General features: G+C 52.8%; 14 protein-coding genes. 6 read left to right on the top strand and 8 right to left on the bottom strand.

Annotated features, from left to right (window positions below; translation table 11 throughout):
- Position 1: 1 nt before the first annotated feature.
- The 3 genes from menB to menE are packed head-to-tail and all read left to right on the top strand — an operon-like array spanning position 2 to position 3,230.
- Positions 2-859 (top strand): 1,4-dihydroxy-2-naphthoyl-CoA synthase, encoded by an 858-nt coding sequence (gene menB / locus IMQ48_RS00155; RefSeq protein WP_096756386.1) that lies wholly within the window; start codon positions 2-4, stop codon positions 857-859.
- On the top strand, positions 859-1,821 hold the full coding sequence (gene menC, locus IMQ48_RS00150) for an o-succinylbenzoate synthase (protein ID WP_196207430.1): 963 nt from the start codon (positions 859-861) through the stop codon (positions 1,819-1,821). Before menB ends, menC begins: the two co-directional genes overlap by 1 nt.
- Positions 1,818-3,230, top strand: a complete 1,413-nt coding sequence (menE, locus tag IMQ48_RS00145; RefSeq protein ID WP_196207429.1) for an o-succinylbenzoate--CoA ligase — start codon at positions 1,818-1,820, stop codon at positions 3,228-3,230. The genes menC and menE overlap by 4 nt, the downstream gene beginning before the upstream one ends.
- Here the strand turns inward: menE and arnF are convergent.
- The 8 genes from arnF to nudI all read right to left on the bottom strand — a co-directional run bounded on the left by arnF (position 3,178) and on the right by nudI (position 11,278).
- Positions 3,178-3,576 (bottom strand): 4-amino-4-deoxy-L-arabinose-phosphoundecaprenol flippase subunit ArnF, encoded by a 399-nt coding sequence (arnF, locus tag IMQ48_RS00140; protein ID WP_196207428.1) that lies wholly within the window; start codon positions 3,574-3,576, stop codon positions 3,178-3,180. The genes menE and arnF overlap by 53 nt on opposite strands.
- Positions 3,576-3,911 carry a 4-amino-4-deoxy-L-arabinose-phosphoundecaprenol flippase subunit ArnE gene (gene arnE / locus IMQ48_RS00135; RefSeq protein ID WP_196207427.1) on the bottom strand — a complete coding sequence of 112 codons (336 nt, stop codon included), beginning with the start codon at positions 3,909-3,911 and terminating at the stop codon, positions 3,576-3,578. The genes arnF and arnE overlap by 1 nt, the downstream gene beginning before the upstream one ends.
- Positions 3,908-5,599: a lipid IV(A) 4-amino-4-deoxy-L-arabinosyltransferase gene (arnT, locus tag IMQ48_RS00130; protein ID WP_370551819.1), complete on the bottom strand. Its 1,692-nt coding sequence runs from the start codon at positions 5,597-5,599 to the stop codon at positions 3,908-3,910. The genes arnE and arnT overlap by 4 nt, the downstream gene beginning before the upstream one ends.
- The gene (gene arnD, locus IMQ48_RS00125; RefSeq protein WP_196207425.1) at positions 5,560-6,462 is read right to left on the bottom strand and encodes a 4-deoxy-4-formamido-L-arabinose-phosphoundecaprenol deformylase; all 903 of its coding nucleotides are present in this window, start codon (positions 6,460-6,462) and stop codon (positions 5,560-5,562) included. The genes arnT and arnD overlap by 40 nt, the downstream gene beginning before the upstream one ends.
- On the bottom strand, positions 6,459-8,441 hold the full coding sequence (gene arnA, locus IMQ48_RS00120; RefSeq protein WP_196207424.1) for a bifunctional UDP-4-amino-4-deoxy-L-arabinose formyltransferase/UDP-glucuronic acid oxidase ArnA: 1,983 nt from the start codon (positions 8,439-8,441) through the stop codon (positions 6,459-6,461). The genes arnD and arnA overlap by 4 nt, the downstream gene beginning before the upstream one ends.
- Positions 8,438-9,421, bottom strand: a complete 984-nt coding sequence (gene arnC / locus IMQ48_RS00115) for an undecaprenyl-phosphate 4-deoxy-4-formamido-L-arabinose transferase (protein ID WP_196207423.1) — start codon at positions 9,419-9,421, stop codon at positions 8,438-8,440. Before arnC ends, arnA begins: the two co-directional genes overlap by 4 nt.
- A 5-nt stretch (positions 9,422-9,426) precedes the next feature.
- On the bottom strand, positions 9,427-10,563 hold the full coding sequence (gene arnB / locus IMQ48_RS00110) for a UDP-4-amino-4-deoxy-L-arabinose aminotransferase (protein ID WP_196207422.1): 1,137 nt from the start codon (positions 10,561-10,563) through the stop codon (positions 9,427-9,429).
- A gap of 289 nt (positions 10,564-10,852) precedes the next feature.
- The gene (gene nudI / locus IMQ48_RS00105) at positions 10,853-11,278 is read right to left on the bottom strand and encodes a nucleoside triphosphatase NudI (protein WP_196207421.1); all 426 of its coding nucleotides are present in this window, start codon (positions 11,276-11,278) and stop codon (positions 10,853-10,855) included.
- Positions 11,279-11,594: 316 nt separating this feature from the next.
- Here nudI and IMQ48_RS00100 point away from each other — a divergent pair, with 316 nt between their 5' ends.
- The 3 genes from IMQ48_RS00100 to IMQ48_RS00090 all read left to right on the top strand — a co-directional run bounded on the left by IMQ48_RS00100 (position 11,595) and on the right by IMQ48_RS00090 (position 14,654).
- Positions 11,595-12,137: a YfaZ family protein gene (locus IMQ48_RS00100; RefSeq protein WP_196207420.1), complete on the top strand. Its 543-nt coding sequence runs from the start codon at positions 11,595-11,597 to the stop codon at positions 12,135-12,137.
- Positions 12,138-12,251: 114 nt separating this feature from the next.
- Positions 12,252-13,448: a nicotinamide mononucleotide deamidase-related protein YfaY gene (locus tag IMQ48_RS00095; RefSeq protein WP_196207419.1), complete on the top strand. Its 1,197-nt coding sequence runs from the start codon at positions 12,252-12,254 to the stop codon at positions 13,446-13,448.
- Between the two features lie 228 nt (positions 13,449-13,676).
- Entirely contained in the window at positions 13,677-14,654 is a 978-nt protein-coding gene (locus IMQ48_RS00090) for an Arm DNA-binding domain-containing protein (protein WP_196207418.1), read from the top strand.
- Positions 14,655-14,745 lie beyond the last annotated feature (91 nt).

Below are 14,745 nucleotides of genomic sequence, written 5' to 3'. Positions count from 1 at the left end.
TATGATCTATCCTGATGAAACAATGCTTTACGCACCGGTAGAATGGCTCGATTGCTCTGAAGGCTATACCGACATTCGCTATGAAAAATCCACCGACGGTATCGCAAAAATCACCATCAATCGTCCGCAGGTACGCAATGCTTTCCGTCCTGTTACCGTCAAAGAGATGATTCAGGCGATGTCTGATGCGCGCTATGACGACAATATCGGCGTGATTATCCTGACCGGTGCTGGCGACAAAGCATTCTGTGCGGGCGGCGATCAGAAAGTACGCGGCGACTACGGCGGATACCAGGATGACTCCGGCGTACATCACCTGAACGTGCTGGACTTCCAGCGCCAGATCCGTACCTGTCCGAAGCCGGTTGTAGCGATGGTTGCGGGTTATTCCATTGGTGGCGGCCACGTGCTGCACATGATGTGTGACCTGACTATCGCGGCTGAAAACGCCATCTTTGGTCAGACGGGCCCGAAAGTGGGTTCCTTTGACGGCGGTTGGGGTGCGTCTTATATGGCCCGTATCGTCGGTCAGAAAAAAGCGCGTGAAATCTGGTTCCTGTGCCGTCAGTACGATGCGAAACAGGCATTGGATATGGGCCTGGTCAACACCGTAGTTCCGCTGGCGGATCTGGAAAAAGAGACCGTGCGCTGGTGTCGTGAAATGCTGCAAAATAGCCCAATGGCGCTGCGCTGCCTGAAAGCGGCGCTGAACGCCGACTGCGATGGTCAGGCGGGTCTGCAGGAACTGGCCGGTAACGCCACCATGCTGTTCTACATGACAGAAGAAGGTCAGGAAGGCCGTAACGCGTTCAACCAGAAACGTCAGCCTGACTTCAGCAAATTCAAACGGAATCCGTAATGCGTAGCGCGCAGGTATACCGCTGGCAGATCCCCATGGACGCGGGGGTGATTTTGCGTGACAGGCGGTTAAAAACGCGTGACGGGCTGTATGTTTGTCTTCGTGACGGTGAGCGTGAAGGATGGGGAGAGATCTCCCCCTTGCCGGGCTTCAGCCAGGAAACCTGGGAAGAGGCGCAAACGGCTCTGTTGGCCTGGGTAAACGGCTGGCTGCAGGGGGATTCCTCTTTACCACAGCTGCCTTCGGTGGCCTTTGGGACAAGTTGTGCACTCGCCGAGCTTGAAGGGACATTGCCGGAGGCGGCGAATTATCGCGCCGCGCCGCTGTGTACTGGAGATCCTGACGATCTGGTGCTGCAACTGGCGGACATGCCGGGTGAAAAAGTCGCGAAGATCAAAGTTGGCCTGTATGAAGCTGTACGTGACGGCATGGTGGCCAACCTGCTGCTGGAGGCGATCCCCGATCTGCATTTACGTCTTGATGCTAACCGCGCCTGGACACCACTGAAGGCACAGCAGTTTGCGAAATACGTCAATCCGGATTATCGCGGGCGCATTGCCTTCCTCGAAGAGCCGTGCAAAACCCGTGATGATTCTCGCGCCTTTGCGCGGGAAACCGGGATTGCCATTGCATGGGATGAAAGTCTGCGTGAATCCGACTTTACCTTTATGGCGGAAGAAGGCGTAAGTGCGGTGATCATCAAGCCTACGCTCACCGGCAGTCTGGACAAGGTTCGCGAGCAGGTTGCTGCCGCGCATGCGCTCGGACTCACTGCGGTGATCAGTTCGTCTATTGAGTCGAGCCTGGGGTTAACCCAACTCGCGCGGATTGCCGCCTGGCTGACACCGCAGACCATACCGGGTCTGGATACGCTGAGCCTGATGCAGTGCCAGCAGGTTCGAAGCTGGCCTGGTAGTACCTTGCCGTGTATCGACGTGGACGCGCTGGAACAACTGCTATGACCGTGCAGGACATGCCCGATAACACTCGCTTATCGGGCCTGGCGACGACGTTTACCGACTGGCCGTGGCGTCACTGGCGGCAGGTTCGGGCAGAGGCGCCAGCGTTACGCCTCAATGATGAGGTGCTGAACTGGCGCGAGCTCTGTGCGCGCGTCGACGCGCTGGCCACGGGGTTTGCCGCTCAGGGGGTGAAAGAGGGCGACGGCGTGCTGCTGCGTGCCTGGAATACCCCTTCGTCAACGCTTACCTGGCTGGCGTTGTTGCAGAGTGGGGCGCGAGTGCTACCGGTGAATCCGCAGCTGCCGCGGCTACTGCTGGATGCGTTGATCCCTGATTTAACGCTGCGTTTTTCGCTGGATCTGCAAGGCGAAAGCTCCTTTCCGGGGCTGATGCCGCTGCAGATCCAACAATCGTCTGGCGAATATGCCGCCGACTGGCTGCCTCTGCGTTTGAGTTCAATGACGCTCACATCGGGTTCAACCGGGTTGCCCAAGGCAGCGGTACATACCTGTCAGGCTCATTTGGCGAGCGCGCAGGGAGTGTTGTCTTTAATACCGTTTGGTACAGAAGATGACTGGCTGCTCTCGCTGCCGCTGTTTCATGTTTCCGGTCAGGGTATTTTGTGGCGCTGGTTATTGGCCGGTGCGCGCATGACCGTGCGCGACAAACAACCGCTGGAAAAGATGCTGGCGGGCTGTACCCATGCCTCGCTGGTGCCGACGCAGCTTTGGCGTTTGCTGGTTAACAACGCGCCGGTCACGTTGAAAGCGGTACTGCTCGGGGGCGCGGCCATCCCGGTTGAGCTGACTGAGCAGGCGCGCGAGCAAGGGATTCGCTGTTGGTGCGGTTACGGGCTGACGGAGTTTGCTTCCACGGTTTGCGCTAAAGAAGCCGATGGCCTGGGCGATGTCGGTTCCGCCTTGCCGGGTAGAGAGATCAAAATCGTGGAGGACGAAGTCTGGCTGCGCGCTGCCAGCATGGCATCAGGTTACTGGCGTAACGGACAGCTTATTCCGCTGGTTAATGGCGAGGGCTGGTTTGCTACCCGCGATCGCGGCATGTTAAACGACGGTAAGCTCACGATTGTCGGTCGCATGGACAACCTGTTCTTTAGCGGCGGGGAAGGTATTCAGCCAGAAGAGGTGGAACGCGTGATCGCCGCGCATCCACAGGTGCTGCAAGCTTTTGTTGTTCCACTGGAAGACCATGAGTTTGGTCATCGTCCGGTGGCGGTCGTTGAATACGATGCCCGTGCGGATGATGCCAACCTTGCTGAATGGGTGAAAGATAAGCTGGCCCGTTTTCAGCAGCCGGTGCGCTGGCTGGAATTACCGCCAGAGCTGAAAAATGGCGGCATTAAGGTTTCTCGCCGCGCGTTGCTGGACTGGGTCCGAGAAAAATCGTCATAAGACCTGCCATAATGCACAGCACGCCGATGAGCGCCTGCCATGAAAATGTTCCCTGCCAGCCAGGTAAGAACATTGAGGCGAGCCACACCAGCACGTAGCTCAGACTGAGCAAGGCGTAGGCCTTGCTCAGTGCCAGTCGGTGCAGGGCCTGGTGCCAGCAGATAACCGAGAGTAAATATCCCGCCAGCCCTGCGTACAGCGTTAACGCCCCGACGTTTGCAGAAGATAGCACCTCCATAAATCGCAACGGATGCAGCATCGGCGGCAGGTTATTCATCGCATAGCCCAGACTTAACTGGGCAACAGAGGTGATAATGACGCTACACAGCCCCCAGAATATCCCCATTACACCGCGCCCCCAAGAATAAAGATACCGGTGATAATCAGCCCCACGCCCAGCCAGTGGCGCTTCGTGACGGGCTCTTGCCAGATTTTCCAGGCGGCCAGCGTGACCCAGACAAAGTTAAGGCTCAGCATCGGATAGGCCAGGCCAACCGGGATGTTCTGCAATACCACCAGCCATAACAGCATCGCCCCCCCAAGGCTTGCCAGAGCAAGGCTAATCCACCACGCAATGTGGCGTTTGCGCGCGCGGACAGGCATCGGGCGGGTGGCCTGCTTCTGGCACAGTTGCCCGCCTACGCTGAGCAGACTGGCGAGGACTAACGCCAGCCAGATCATTTGGGCCGGTACTGAATCAAGACCAGACGCCCCTGATTATCAACGTAATCTGCGGGTGGAATGGCAAGTTGATTAATATCTTCGTTCTTATCAATCGACAGCACCAGCGTAATAATACCCTCCTGACGATGTTGTGCTAACCAGTCGGGAAAGTCAGTCTGACTGACAAAACGGCCACGGGCATCGGGATAATTCAGGCCATATTTTAGCTCGCCCATTTGCCCGTACAGGATGATGTCATCGCGTTTCAGGCTCCAGGCGAGGCCCGCGGCGACGCCAACGTTGTCTGCAAGCACGTAACGACTTGATTGTATTGACTCTTTTGTCATCTCAACAAAAAACTGCGGTTGTTTCGCTTCCATGACCCTGTCGGGTACCGCGTATCCAAACAACAGCGCCAGACCCAGCGGGCACAATGCGGCATATTTCCACGTTTTTTCGCTATTGGTGAGTGTATACCAGCCAAAAAAAGTCCAGATGAGAAAGATGCCCCACGAATGAAAAACCTTATAGGTTTCAATATGCGTCCAGACAGGGGACGACAACGGCCCCAGCGTAGAAACAACGAAGGTGCCGACAATGCCGAACACCCCAAAGAGGATGTTGATCCCGCCATTAACGCGCAGGGCAACAGAACCTTTCTCAGCCGCCTGCAGGCCGAAACGCGCGGTGAGGAGAGCCAACGGCGCGAAGCAGGAAAGTATATAGGTGGGTAGTTTTCCTTTGGCGATGCTGAAAAACAGAATCGGCATGACAATCCAGCCCAGCAGATATAGCGCGCTACGCGGGATATCCCGTTCACGCCAGCCCGTTCGCAGCGCGCCAGGAAGAAGACCAAGCCAGGGCAAACTGCCTGCGATAAGGACGGGCAGGTAGTACCAGAGCGGGGCTTTATGTTGGGCATCCGCCTGCGCGAAGCGCTGAATATGTTCGACCCAGAAAAAGTAACGCCAGAAGTCAGGCTCGCGTTGTGCAATAGCGATTCCCCACGGCAGGACGATGGCAATACAGCCGATCACTGCCAGCCAGCCGTAGATAAAGAGATCTTTCCAGCGTTTTTGTACAAATACCCACGGCAGCACGCTGAGAACCGGGACCGCAAGGGCGAGAAAACCTTTGGTCATCACCCCCATGCCGCAGGTCAGTCCCAACAGCAAAAATGCGATGATTTTGCCGGTTTTCGTGGTGGCCTGCATACCTTGCCAAAAACAGCACATACCTGCCATCAACCATAGCGCGATGATCGGGTCGAGTACCGCGTAGGTGCCGATGCTGTAGACTGAAAAAAACGTTAAAAATATAAGCGAAGAGAGTATCGCAGTCTGCTTATCTCGCCATAGTTGCAGGGCAAGCCAGGCCACCAGTAGCGCAGTGAGGAGCGTGGCAAAAATAGCGCCCGCCCTGACGCCAAAATTGGTGGCACCAAACAGCCATTGCCCAAGACTGTTCAGCCAGTACCCGGCAACGGGTTTTTCAAAATAGCGTAATCCTAAAAAGTGCGGGACTACCCAGTTGCCCGAGTTGAGCATTTCCCGGCTAATTTCAGCATAGCGCGTTTCGTCAGGCTGCCACAGCAGGCGGCTATTGATGGGAAAAATATAATACAGCACAATAAAAGCGATAAACGCCACGGTATAACGTAGATATCTCATCGTGGCGCACTCCACGGGTACTGACAGCCGAGCCATCCCTCTCTGCCGGGTATTTTGCCGCGAACGACCTGGCCTGTCGGCAGCGTACTGATATCGTCCGGCAGAAGTTCACCGAGCGGGCAAAACGTAATGCCTGCATCAGCGGCTCGAGTCAGCAAGTCGTCAAAATCGTGATGACAGGCGATCCCTTCAACTTCCGCATGAATGGTGTACACCGGGGTTCCTGTGTTCATCAGCATGTGGGACAGGATCCAGGCATTGAAGTCGACAGCCTGTACTTCCCGGCCAATAACTTCATCCCAGGTTGGTAAGGTGACGGGAATCTGCGGCGTGCCGGCTTTCCCCGTCGCAAGCAGCGGGCGGAATATTGAAGTGCCACGACAGTCGCTGTTGTAGCGCAGGTTAAAGGCTTCTTTTGCGTGGACGACGCGTTCATCGGCTCGCCAGCCGGCAACGGCAGAGCAGGTGACGGGGCGTCCGGTGATGGTCTCGAGCGCGGTAATACCCTGTGAAATATCATCAATCAGTTGTTTGTCATTCCAGTTGCCACTTCGCGCCTGCCAGGCATGGTGATCCCAGGCGTGCAGGCCGGTTTCGTGAACCCGGGCGGCTTGCGCAATAATGGCGGCATTTGCCTGGCCTATTTCTTTTCCTGGCCACGCGGTACCGGCCAGTAAAATATCCCATCCATAGAGGGAGGCGGCGTTTGAGCGCAGCATCTTCCACAAAAATTGCGGTTTCACCAGACGCCAGAGATGGCGTCCCATGTTGTCAGGTCCAACGCTAAAGAAAAAACTTGCCCGAACGTTATGTCGGTTTAATGTCTCCAGCAGGCGGGGCACGCCTTCGCTCGTCCCCCTGAAGGTATCGACATCAATGCGCAAGCCAACGTGAGTCATGAGGCATGTTCCGTGATGTCCACGCTGCGTAAGAAGAAATCGAGCGTCTCTTCTACCGTTTCCTGCATGTTGATGGTCGGCTCCCAGTTCAGGCAGCGTCGGGCATTACCAATACTCGGTTTACGGTGTTCAACGTCCTGATAACCTTTACCATAGTAGCTGCTGCTTTCAACGTCACGGAAACCGGCGAACGGCGGAAAGTGCTGGCGCAGTGGATGTTTTTCAAAGCAGCTCAGCAGCATTTCTGCCAGTTCCTGGATGCTGGCCTCGTTATCCGGGTTACCGATGTTGATAATCTCGCCGTCGCAGCGTCCACCGGCGTTTTCTATGATGCGGAACAGTGCTTCAATGCCGTCACGAATATCAGTAAAGCAACGCTTCTGCTTACCGCCTTCAATCAGCTTAATGGGCGACCCTTCCACCAGATTGAGTATCAACTGAGTAATGGCGCGTGAGCTCCCGATACGGGCAGCATTCAGGCTGTCGAGGCGTGGTCCCATCCAGTTAAACGGACGGAACAGCGTGAAGCGCAGTCCTTCTTTTTCGCCATATGCCCAAATAACGCGATCCAGCAGCTGCTTAGAAACGGAATAGATCCAACGCGGCTTATTGACCGGGCCGACGGTAAGGTTTGAGCTGTCTTCATCAAAGACCTTATCGCTACACATGCCGTACACTTCGGACGTTGACGGGAAAATGATGCGCTTGCGGTATTTCACGCAGTAGCGAATGATTTTCAGGTTTTCTTCGAAATCGAGCTCAAAGACGCGCAGCGGGTTGCGGGTATATTCAATTGGCGTGGCAATCGCCACCAGCGGCAGTACGACGTCGCATTTTTTTACATGGTATTCAATCCATTCAGAATGAATACTGATGTCGCCTTCGACAAAATGGAAGCGAGGGTGTTGCAAGAATCGTCCAATCGCATCGCTGCCGATATCCAGCCCATAAACCTCGTAGTTATCTTCCTGCAGCAGACGTTCGGTCAGGTGGTTACCGATGAAACCGTTCACGCCGAGGATCAGGACACGCGTGCGACGTTTGCTGGCGCATACCGGGTGGCCGTTCAGGCGAGACCCCACGACCAGACCCAGAACCTGCGCCAGCTGTGAACTTTGCATGGCAATGCCATCGCCCGCTTGCCCGGTAATGATTTCAAGTGCGCCATCGGCACAGGCTATTTGCAATGGCGATGCGCTTATCACGGTGCCCGGTTGTGCGCCGATGGTATTCGTACATGGGCGTGATGACCAGACGGTAAATTTTTGTGTTCCTGCATAGCTAAACGCGCCGGGCCAGGGATCGGAGACCGCACGTACCTGATTATGCAACTGCGCCGCAGGAGAGCTCCAGTCGAGGAAGCTGTCGTCCGGCGTGCGGCGACCGAAGCAGGTGGCATCGGTTTCCTGTTGTGGCATTTCTTGAATGTTACCCGTTTTGATGGTGGGCAGCGCCTGTTCCAGAACATGGCGGGCAGTCTGGCACAGTTTATGATGCAATGTTAACGCCACATCATCGGGTGAAATAGCAACACGCTGCTGGGCAATAATGGCACCGGCATCAGCACGTTTGACCATGCGGTGAAGCGTGACCCCCGTTTCCTTTTCGCCATTGACCAGGACCCAGTTCAGCGGGGCGCGACCGCGATATTTCGGCAGCAGCGAGCCGTGCAGATTAAATGCGCCCACAGGGGCGAGGCTAAGAATCTCATCGCTGAGTAAATGGCGATAATAGAACGAAAAAATGACATCAGGGGCGAACTGGCTGATACGCTCAACCCACAGCGGATGATTGACGTTGTCCGGGGCGTAGACCGGGATCCCTGCGCTGGCGGCAAGCCGGGAAACGGAGCCAAAAAACGCTTTTTCACTTGGGTTATCGGTGTGTGTGAAAATAGCAGTGATGTCATAACCCGCATCCAGCAAAGCTTGAATCCCCTGACATCCCATATCGTGATAAGCAAATACGACAGCTTTCATGCGTGGTTTTCCTCGGTTGACTGCGTAGTGTGTGGACGAATAACGTGTTGAACAAAGTAGCGGGGGCGGGCGCGGACATCGTTATAGATGCGACCGATATATTCGCCGAGTAAACCCATACCAATGAACTGTGCGCCGATAAACGTAAACAGCACGGCAAACAGCATAAATACCCCTTCAGCAGCCCACTGCGGACCTAGCGTCAGGCGAAGCACGACCAGCAGGACGGACAGGGTGAAACCCGTTGCGGCAATCACGCTACCCAGCAGGCTCAGCATGCGCAGCGGCGTGGTGGTCAGGCAGGTCACCAGGTCATACATCAGGTTAATCAGACGCATAAAACTATACTTAGAGTCGCCAAATTCACGTTCTGCATGGTGCACCGGGATTTCCGTCGCGCGACGGGCAAAGATATTGGCCAGAATGGGAATGAAGGTGCTGCGCTCCTGGCAATGCAGCATGGCATCGACGATATGCCGGCGATAGGCGCGCAGCATGCAGCCATAATCCCCCATTGCTTTGCCGGTGGTACGTTGAATCAAATGGTTGATCATCTTTGATGCGGTCTTACGAAAGAGACTATCCCGCCGGTTCTGGCGTACCGTTCCGACCACGTCGAAGCCCTGATCTGCGGTGGCGACCAGACGTGGGATCTCTTCTGGTGGGTTCTGCAAGTCTGCATCCAGTGTGATGATCAAATCGCCAGTGACGTGGCTGAAACCGGCCATAATCGCCGAGTGTTGCCCGTAATTTCGGTTCAGCAGAATAGAGACAATGTGGCTGCTGCGAGCCTGTGAGGCTTCCATCATCAACTGTGCGGAGTCATCGCTGCTGCCGTCATCAATAAGCAGGATTTCATAGTCTTTCCCCAGTTTTTCGCAGGCGGCACAGGTACGTCTGATTAACTCTGGCAAGCTTTCCTGTTCGTTATAAACGGGAATGACCACCGAGACTTTTTTGATCGGCGTGGCTTCAAACATGGTCATTATCCTGCTATCTGGTGAAGTGCCGTGATGACGCGTTGGGTGTCGTCGTCGGTCATGTCGGGAAATAACGGCAGCGAACAGATGCGTGCGCTATTCCATTCTGTGTTGGGGAGCGACAGGGCGGGGAAGCGTTCGCGATAATACTTTTGCGTGTGCGCCGCGCGAAAATGCAGACCCGTACCGATACCGTTAGCCTTCAGTGCTTCCATTAAGGCATCCCGGCTCAAGCCGCAGAGCGCCTCGTCAACACGAATAATAAACAGATGCCAGGCGTGAACGTGCGACCATTGCGGCAAGCTCAGTGGCTGAAAAGGTGTGTCGGCCAGCGCGTGCTGATAGTGGTGCGCAATTTCAGCGCGACGCGTATTCAATGATGCGAGTTTATCCAGTTGCGTCAGGGCGATAGCGGCATTGATGTCGGTCAGATTGTACTTGTACCCCGGGGTTATAACTTCCGCCTGCGGTGCACGACCAAAGGTTTGCCGGTCATAGGCATCCACGCCCAGACCGTGGAATTTCAGGCTACGCAGATGTTGGGCGAGCGCGCTGTTGTCGGTAACAATCAGACCCCCTTCCGCGCAGGTGATATTTTTGATGGCGTGAAAGGAGAAAATTGCCGTACCGCGCGCGCCAACATGACGGCCCTTGTATAAGGTTCCCACCGCGTGGGCGGCGTCTTCGATGACCGGGATGCCATAACGTTCGCCGATAGCATAAATTGCATCAAGATCGGCTGGGGCGCCTGCATAATGCACCGGAATGATAGCTTTGGTACGCGGGGTTATCGCGGCTTCAATCTGTGCGGGGGTGACCATCAGCGTATCACGGTCGATATCGATCATCACTGGCGTCGCACCCAGCAGGACAATCATGTTGAGAGTGGAAACCCATGTCATCGATGGGGTGATAACCTCATCACCCTGGCCCAACCCCAGCGCCATCAGCGTGATATGCATACCGGCTGTAGCAGAGCAGACAGCAATGGCATGTTGGTTTCCCGCCAGCCGACAGAATGCCTCTTCCAGTTGCTGATTTTTAGGGCCGGTAGTTATCCAGCCAGAGTCCAGAACGGCCTTGACGGCGGTAAGCTCTTCAGCACCGAAGGCTGGGCGAGAGAAAGGCAAAAAGTCAGACATCATTATTCCTTCAAGCCATTAAACGTCGTCGCATATTTATTTTGGTAATAAACAGGGTCGTCGTTAATTACATCATCAGGCTGCAAAGGTTAATGATTGAAGGTTAATTTATCCTTAAGAGTTTAAGGTTGGAAAATAATGTGATGTTTGTTGGGTTTTATATCTATGGAATTGAATATTAAATGTTTTTTATTTTGTTTTTTCGCAATGCCCATGCCGGCATGGCTTCCTTTTATTAAAAAATTAAGCAATGCCGGTACACATACAGCCAATTTCATCGTGACAAAAACTACAGTAGTCCTTTCAGTTTTAACGTTTTGCGTGTGGCGACGTTCAAATCGTAATGGGCGAGATCTTGCGGTTTAACCCAGGCGAAGTCCTGGAACTCTTCGTTAATCTGCACCGCGCGATTGGCTGAAACACAATCGAAGATAAGATAAATCATGTAGATATCTTCCTGGCGACCATCAGCATAGGTTTTGGTGCGAATATCATCGCTAAAGGTCCACGGAGTAATCTCTGTGAGCACCAGCTGCTCGCCTAACTCTTCACGCACTTCCCGACGCAAGGCCTCTTCGATACGCTCACCGGGTTCAACGCCGCCGCCTGAAAGCGCCCACTGGCCGGGGAACACGCCGCGATCGTCGGCCATTTTACACAGTAAATAACACCCTTCATTTTGAATTAATGGGCAAACAATCGTTCTTTGACGCATCAGCCTGTTCCTTAGTGGGTCTGTTCAGTGAGTCCATCTTATACTCATCTTACCTGTTACCAGGGGCAGAAAAAATGCGTGATTGCCGATTTAAAGGAGAAGAGGGATTAAATAAATGCGATGACGGAAAATCTGCCTCAGGCCCTTGCTGCGGCGTAAATTGGCCGTTAACTTAACCTTTACTAAACATTCTGAGTAGTATCTGGTTACAATATGTTATTGCATCGCTTTTTTAGCTCATTGATTCCTCGCCATCAGGCAGTACAATCCAGCGGTTTTGGGGCTATGTTTAGTTTCTTGCTGGAAAGGATAGAAAATGAAAAAAAGTATTTTATTGGGTCTTGCCGGAATGCTGTTTGTTAGTGCGTCGGCTAACGCGATAAGCATCAGCGGCCAGGCCGGTGAAGATTATACCAATCTTGGATTTGGCATGGGTACCGAGTCCTCTGGTTTGGCTGTTAGTGGCAACTGGATGCATAACGATGACGATGGTGATGTTGCCGGGCTTGGCCTGGGCTTGAATATCCCGATTGGTCCTATGTTGGCTACCGTTGGCGGTAAAGGCGTTTACACGAATCCAAACGATGGCGATGAAGGCTATGCGGCGGCGGTTGGTGGCGGTTTACAGTGGCCGATTGGTGACAGCTTCCGTCTGTTTGGTGAGTACTACTACTCTCCGGATTCGCTTTCCAGCGGCATTGATAGCTATGAAGAAGCCAATGCTGGCGCGCGTCTGACCATTATTCGTCCGCTGAGCATCGAAGCCGGTTATCGCTACCTGAACCTGGCGGGTAAAGATGGCAACCGTGACAACGCGATTGCTGATGGCCCATACGTTGGGGTTAATGCCAGCTTCTGATGTCCCTGGCGCGGCGTTCTGCTGCGCCTGTTTTTACTTCTCATTTTCTTTCCATCCTCCATGTTCCCCCGCCATTGCGTTATAGTGTTTTCATTGCATAAGCAGGAGAACACAATGTTAAACGTGGAGATGCTATCCACCGGGGATGAAGTGTTGCACGGCCAGATCGTCGACACCAATGCCGCCTGGCTGGCTGATTTTTTCTTCAATCAGGGATTACCGTTAACGCGTCGCAACACGGTGGGCGACAATCTCGACGACCTGGTCGCCATTTTGCGCGAACGCAGCGAACATGCCGATGTATTGATTGTGAATGGTGGCTTAGGGCCAACCAGCGATGATTTGAGCGCGCTGGCTGCGGCAACGGCAAAAGGCGAAGGGCTGGTGCTGCACGAGGCATGGCTTGCTCAGATGGAGCATTACTTCCGCGAACGCGGTCGTATTATGGCACCGAGTAACCGTAAGCAGGCTGAATTACCTGCCAGCGCCGAGTTTATCAATAACCCAGTGGGTACCGCCTGCGGATTCGCCGTGAAGCTCAACCGCTGTTTGATGTTCTTTACGCCGGGCGTTCCGTCAGAGTTTAAAGTGATGATCGAGCATGAGATCCTGCCGCGCTTGCGGGAGCGATTCTCACTCTCCCAACCTCCGCTATGCCTGCGACTAACCACCTTTGGCCGTTCTGAAAGCGAGCTGGCGCAAAGTCTGGATCCGCTGCCCTTGCCTGCCGGGGTCACGATGGGGTATCGCTCATCAATGCCGATTATCGAGTTGAAGTTGACTGGGCCGGATTCCCAACGTGAAGCGATGTTGGCGCTCTGGCCGGAAGTGAAGCGGGTTGCCGGGCAGAATATGATTTTTGAAGGCACGGAAGGGCTGCCCGCGCAAATTGCACGCACGTTGCAGGAACGGCAATACAGCCTGACGCTCAGTGAACAATTTACCGCGGGCCTGGTTGCCCTCCAGCTTTCTCGCGTCAACGCCCCGCTGTTAGCCAGTGAAGTGGTGCCTTCTCAGGAAGAGACGCTGGCGCAAACCGCGCACTGGATAACCGAGCGACGCGGCAAACATTATGCCGAGCTGGCACTGGCGGTATCGGGGTTCGAAAACGAACATATTAACTTTGCGCTGGCAACGCCTGAAGGTACACACGCGTTGCGCGTGCGACTTAGCGCTAATCGCTACAGCCTGCCGGTACGTCAGGAGATTTGCGCGATGATGGCACTGAATATGCTACGTCGTTGGCTTAACGATCAGGATATTGCCACCGAGCATGGCTGGATTGAAGTGGTTGAATCGCTGACCGTATAGTTTGTTATTGCCTGATGGCGCAGATTTTGTAGGCCGGATAAGGCCTACATCGTTCAAAATTATTGACTGTAATTTAATCGCAACTCAATCATAACACTATGATTTTATAGTTGATTTAACAGATTGTGAAATCTCAAATACGTGCATACGATTTTATAGTAACAGCACCCACAACATCACCCGCTGTTATGCAGATTGTATGCAATCGTTATGCAAAGGAGAAACAACATGCGGTTAAACGATAGCGTTATAAAAAACCTTAAAGCTACTGACCAATCTTACTACGTTTTTAGAAATGATGGGACTCGCGGAACAGGGCGACTCGGGATCAAGGTTTTTCCATCAGGGCGTAAATCTTTTGTCTATCGCTTCCAGTTAGACGGTAAACGTAAATTTAAAACATTGGGAGATTGGCCTCACTACACGCTTGATCAGGCCAGCCAGCGCTATGCTGAGTTAGCAGGCATGACGCACAAAGTAAGAACTGAAAATTTCGTTAAGAAAATGAGCTATGGGACATTAAGAGAGCTATTTGCGGCTTTTATCGCATACAAAGAAAGAGAGGGACATAGAAGCACTGTTAACGAATACAAAATATTGCTGGATCAACTAATCAAACGAAAGTTGATAACTGGAAATGAAACAGCAAACGAAATCACACCAGCACAAGTCACGCAATGGCTTCAAAGTTGGGCTAAAAATGGTTTTCTGGCACAAGCTGATAAGATAAGAAAAAAACTTCATGCAGTGTTCGCTTATGGAATAGTTGCTGACAATGATCCACTAGGAACATCTGTAGCAAATGGAATCGAATTTAACATCCCTCATAATCCAACAACTAACATTCAAAAAATGAATGCGAGTAAACCTGGAGAACGTTATCTATCATTCGCTGAAATAAGAAAAATTGACTTAATTTTTAAAGAGTCTCCCTTTGAATTAGAACAAGATTTAAAGTCTTTACTGATGCTAGGTATTTACACTTGTGGTCAACGACCTTTTGAACTGGCACATGCACAAAAAAGCTTATATGACGCTGATAATAATAAACTAACCATTTCGAAAGAATTTACCAAATTAAATAGGAGTAATGTTGTATACATTTGCGAATCGGCTAAAAAACACTGGACGAATAAGCGAAAAAATATCCAGATAGTGATTTCTTTTTCCGAACAAAAATTACGAAAAACAACTAAATTCCTATAATGCAAAAATTAAAAAAGATCCGCTTAATCGTGCATTAAAACCTACAGTGGGGTTAATTTCTTCATATTGGTCAGCACCATTGAATAATTTT

Origin of the sequence: Citrobacter sp. Res13-Sevr-PEB04-36, from assembly GCF_015672735.1 — a bacterium.
GTDB lineage: Bacteria > Pseudomonadota > Gammaproteobacteria > Enterobacterales > Enterobacteriaceae > Citrobacter.
Note: the sequence above shows the minus strand (reverse complement) of the source record. Positions and strands in the feature narration are given on the sequence as shown.

What these genes read in the sequence shown, in the direction of transcription:
- menB (WP_096756386.1), top strand. Translation starts at nt 2, where the DNA reads ATGATCTATCCTGATGAAACAATGCTTTACGCACCGGTAGAATGGCTC.
- menC (WP_196207430.1), top strand. Translation starts at nt 859, where the DNA reads ATGCGTAGCGCGCAGGTATACCGCTGGCAGATCCCCATGGACGCGGGG.
- menE (WP_196207429.1), top strand. Translation starts at nt 1,818, where the DNA reads ATGACCGTGCAGGACATGCCCGATAACACTCGCTTATCGGGCCTGGCG.
- arnF (WP_196207428.1), bottom strand. Translation starts at nt 3,576, where the DNA reads ATGGGGATATTCTGGGGGCTGTGTAGCGTCATTATCACCTCTGTTGCC.
- arnE (WP_196207427.1), bottom strand. Translation starts at nt 3,911, where the DNA reads ATGATCTGGCTGGCGTTAGTCCTCGCCAGTCTGCTCAGCGTAGGCGGG.
- arnT (WP_370551819.1), bottom strand. Translation starts at nt 5,599, where the DNA reads ATGGCTCGGCTGTCAGTACCCGTGGAGTGCGCCACGATGAGATATCTA.
- arnD (WP_196207425.1), bottom strand. Translation starts at nt 6,462, where the DNA reads ATGACTCACGTTGGCTTGCGCATTGATGTCGATACCTTCAGGGGGACG.
- arnA (WP_196207424.1), bottom strand. Translation starts at nt 8,441, where the DNA reads ATGAAAGCTGTCGTATTTGCTTATCACGATATGGGATGTCAGGGGATT.
- arnC (WP_196207423.1), bottom strand. Translation starts at nt 9,421, where the DNA reads ATGTTTGAAGCCACGCCGATCAAAAAAGTCTCGGTGGTCATTCCCGTT.
- arnB (WP_196207422.1), bottom strand. Translation starts at nt 10,563, where the DNA reads ATGTCTGACTTTTTGCCTTTCTCTCGCCCAGCCTTCGGTGCTGAAGAG.
- nudI (WP_196207421.1), bottom strand. Translation starts at nt 11,278, where the DNA reads ATGCGTCAAAGAACGATTGTTTGCCCATTAATTCAAAATGAAGGGTGT.
- IMQ48_RS00100 (WP_196207420.1), top strand. Translation starts at nt 11,595, where the DNA reads ATGAAAAAAAGTATTTTATTGGGTCTTGCCGGAATGCTGTTTGTTAGT.
- IMQ48_RS00095 (WP_196207419.1), top strand. Translation starts at nt 12,252, where the DNA reads ATGTTAAACGTGGAGATGCTATCCACCGGGGATGAAGTGTTGCACGGC.
- IMQ48_RS00090 (WP_196207418.1), top strand. Translation starts at nt 13,677, where the DNA reads ATGCGGTTAAACGATAGCGTTATAAAAAACCTTAAAGCTACTGACCAA.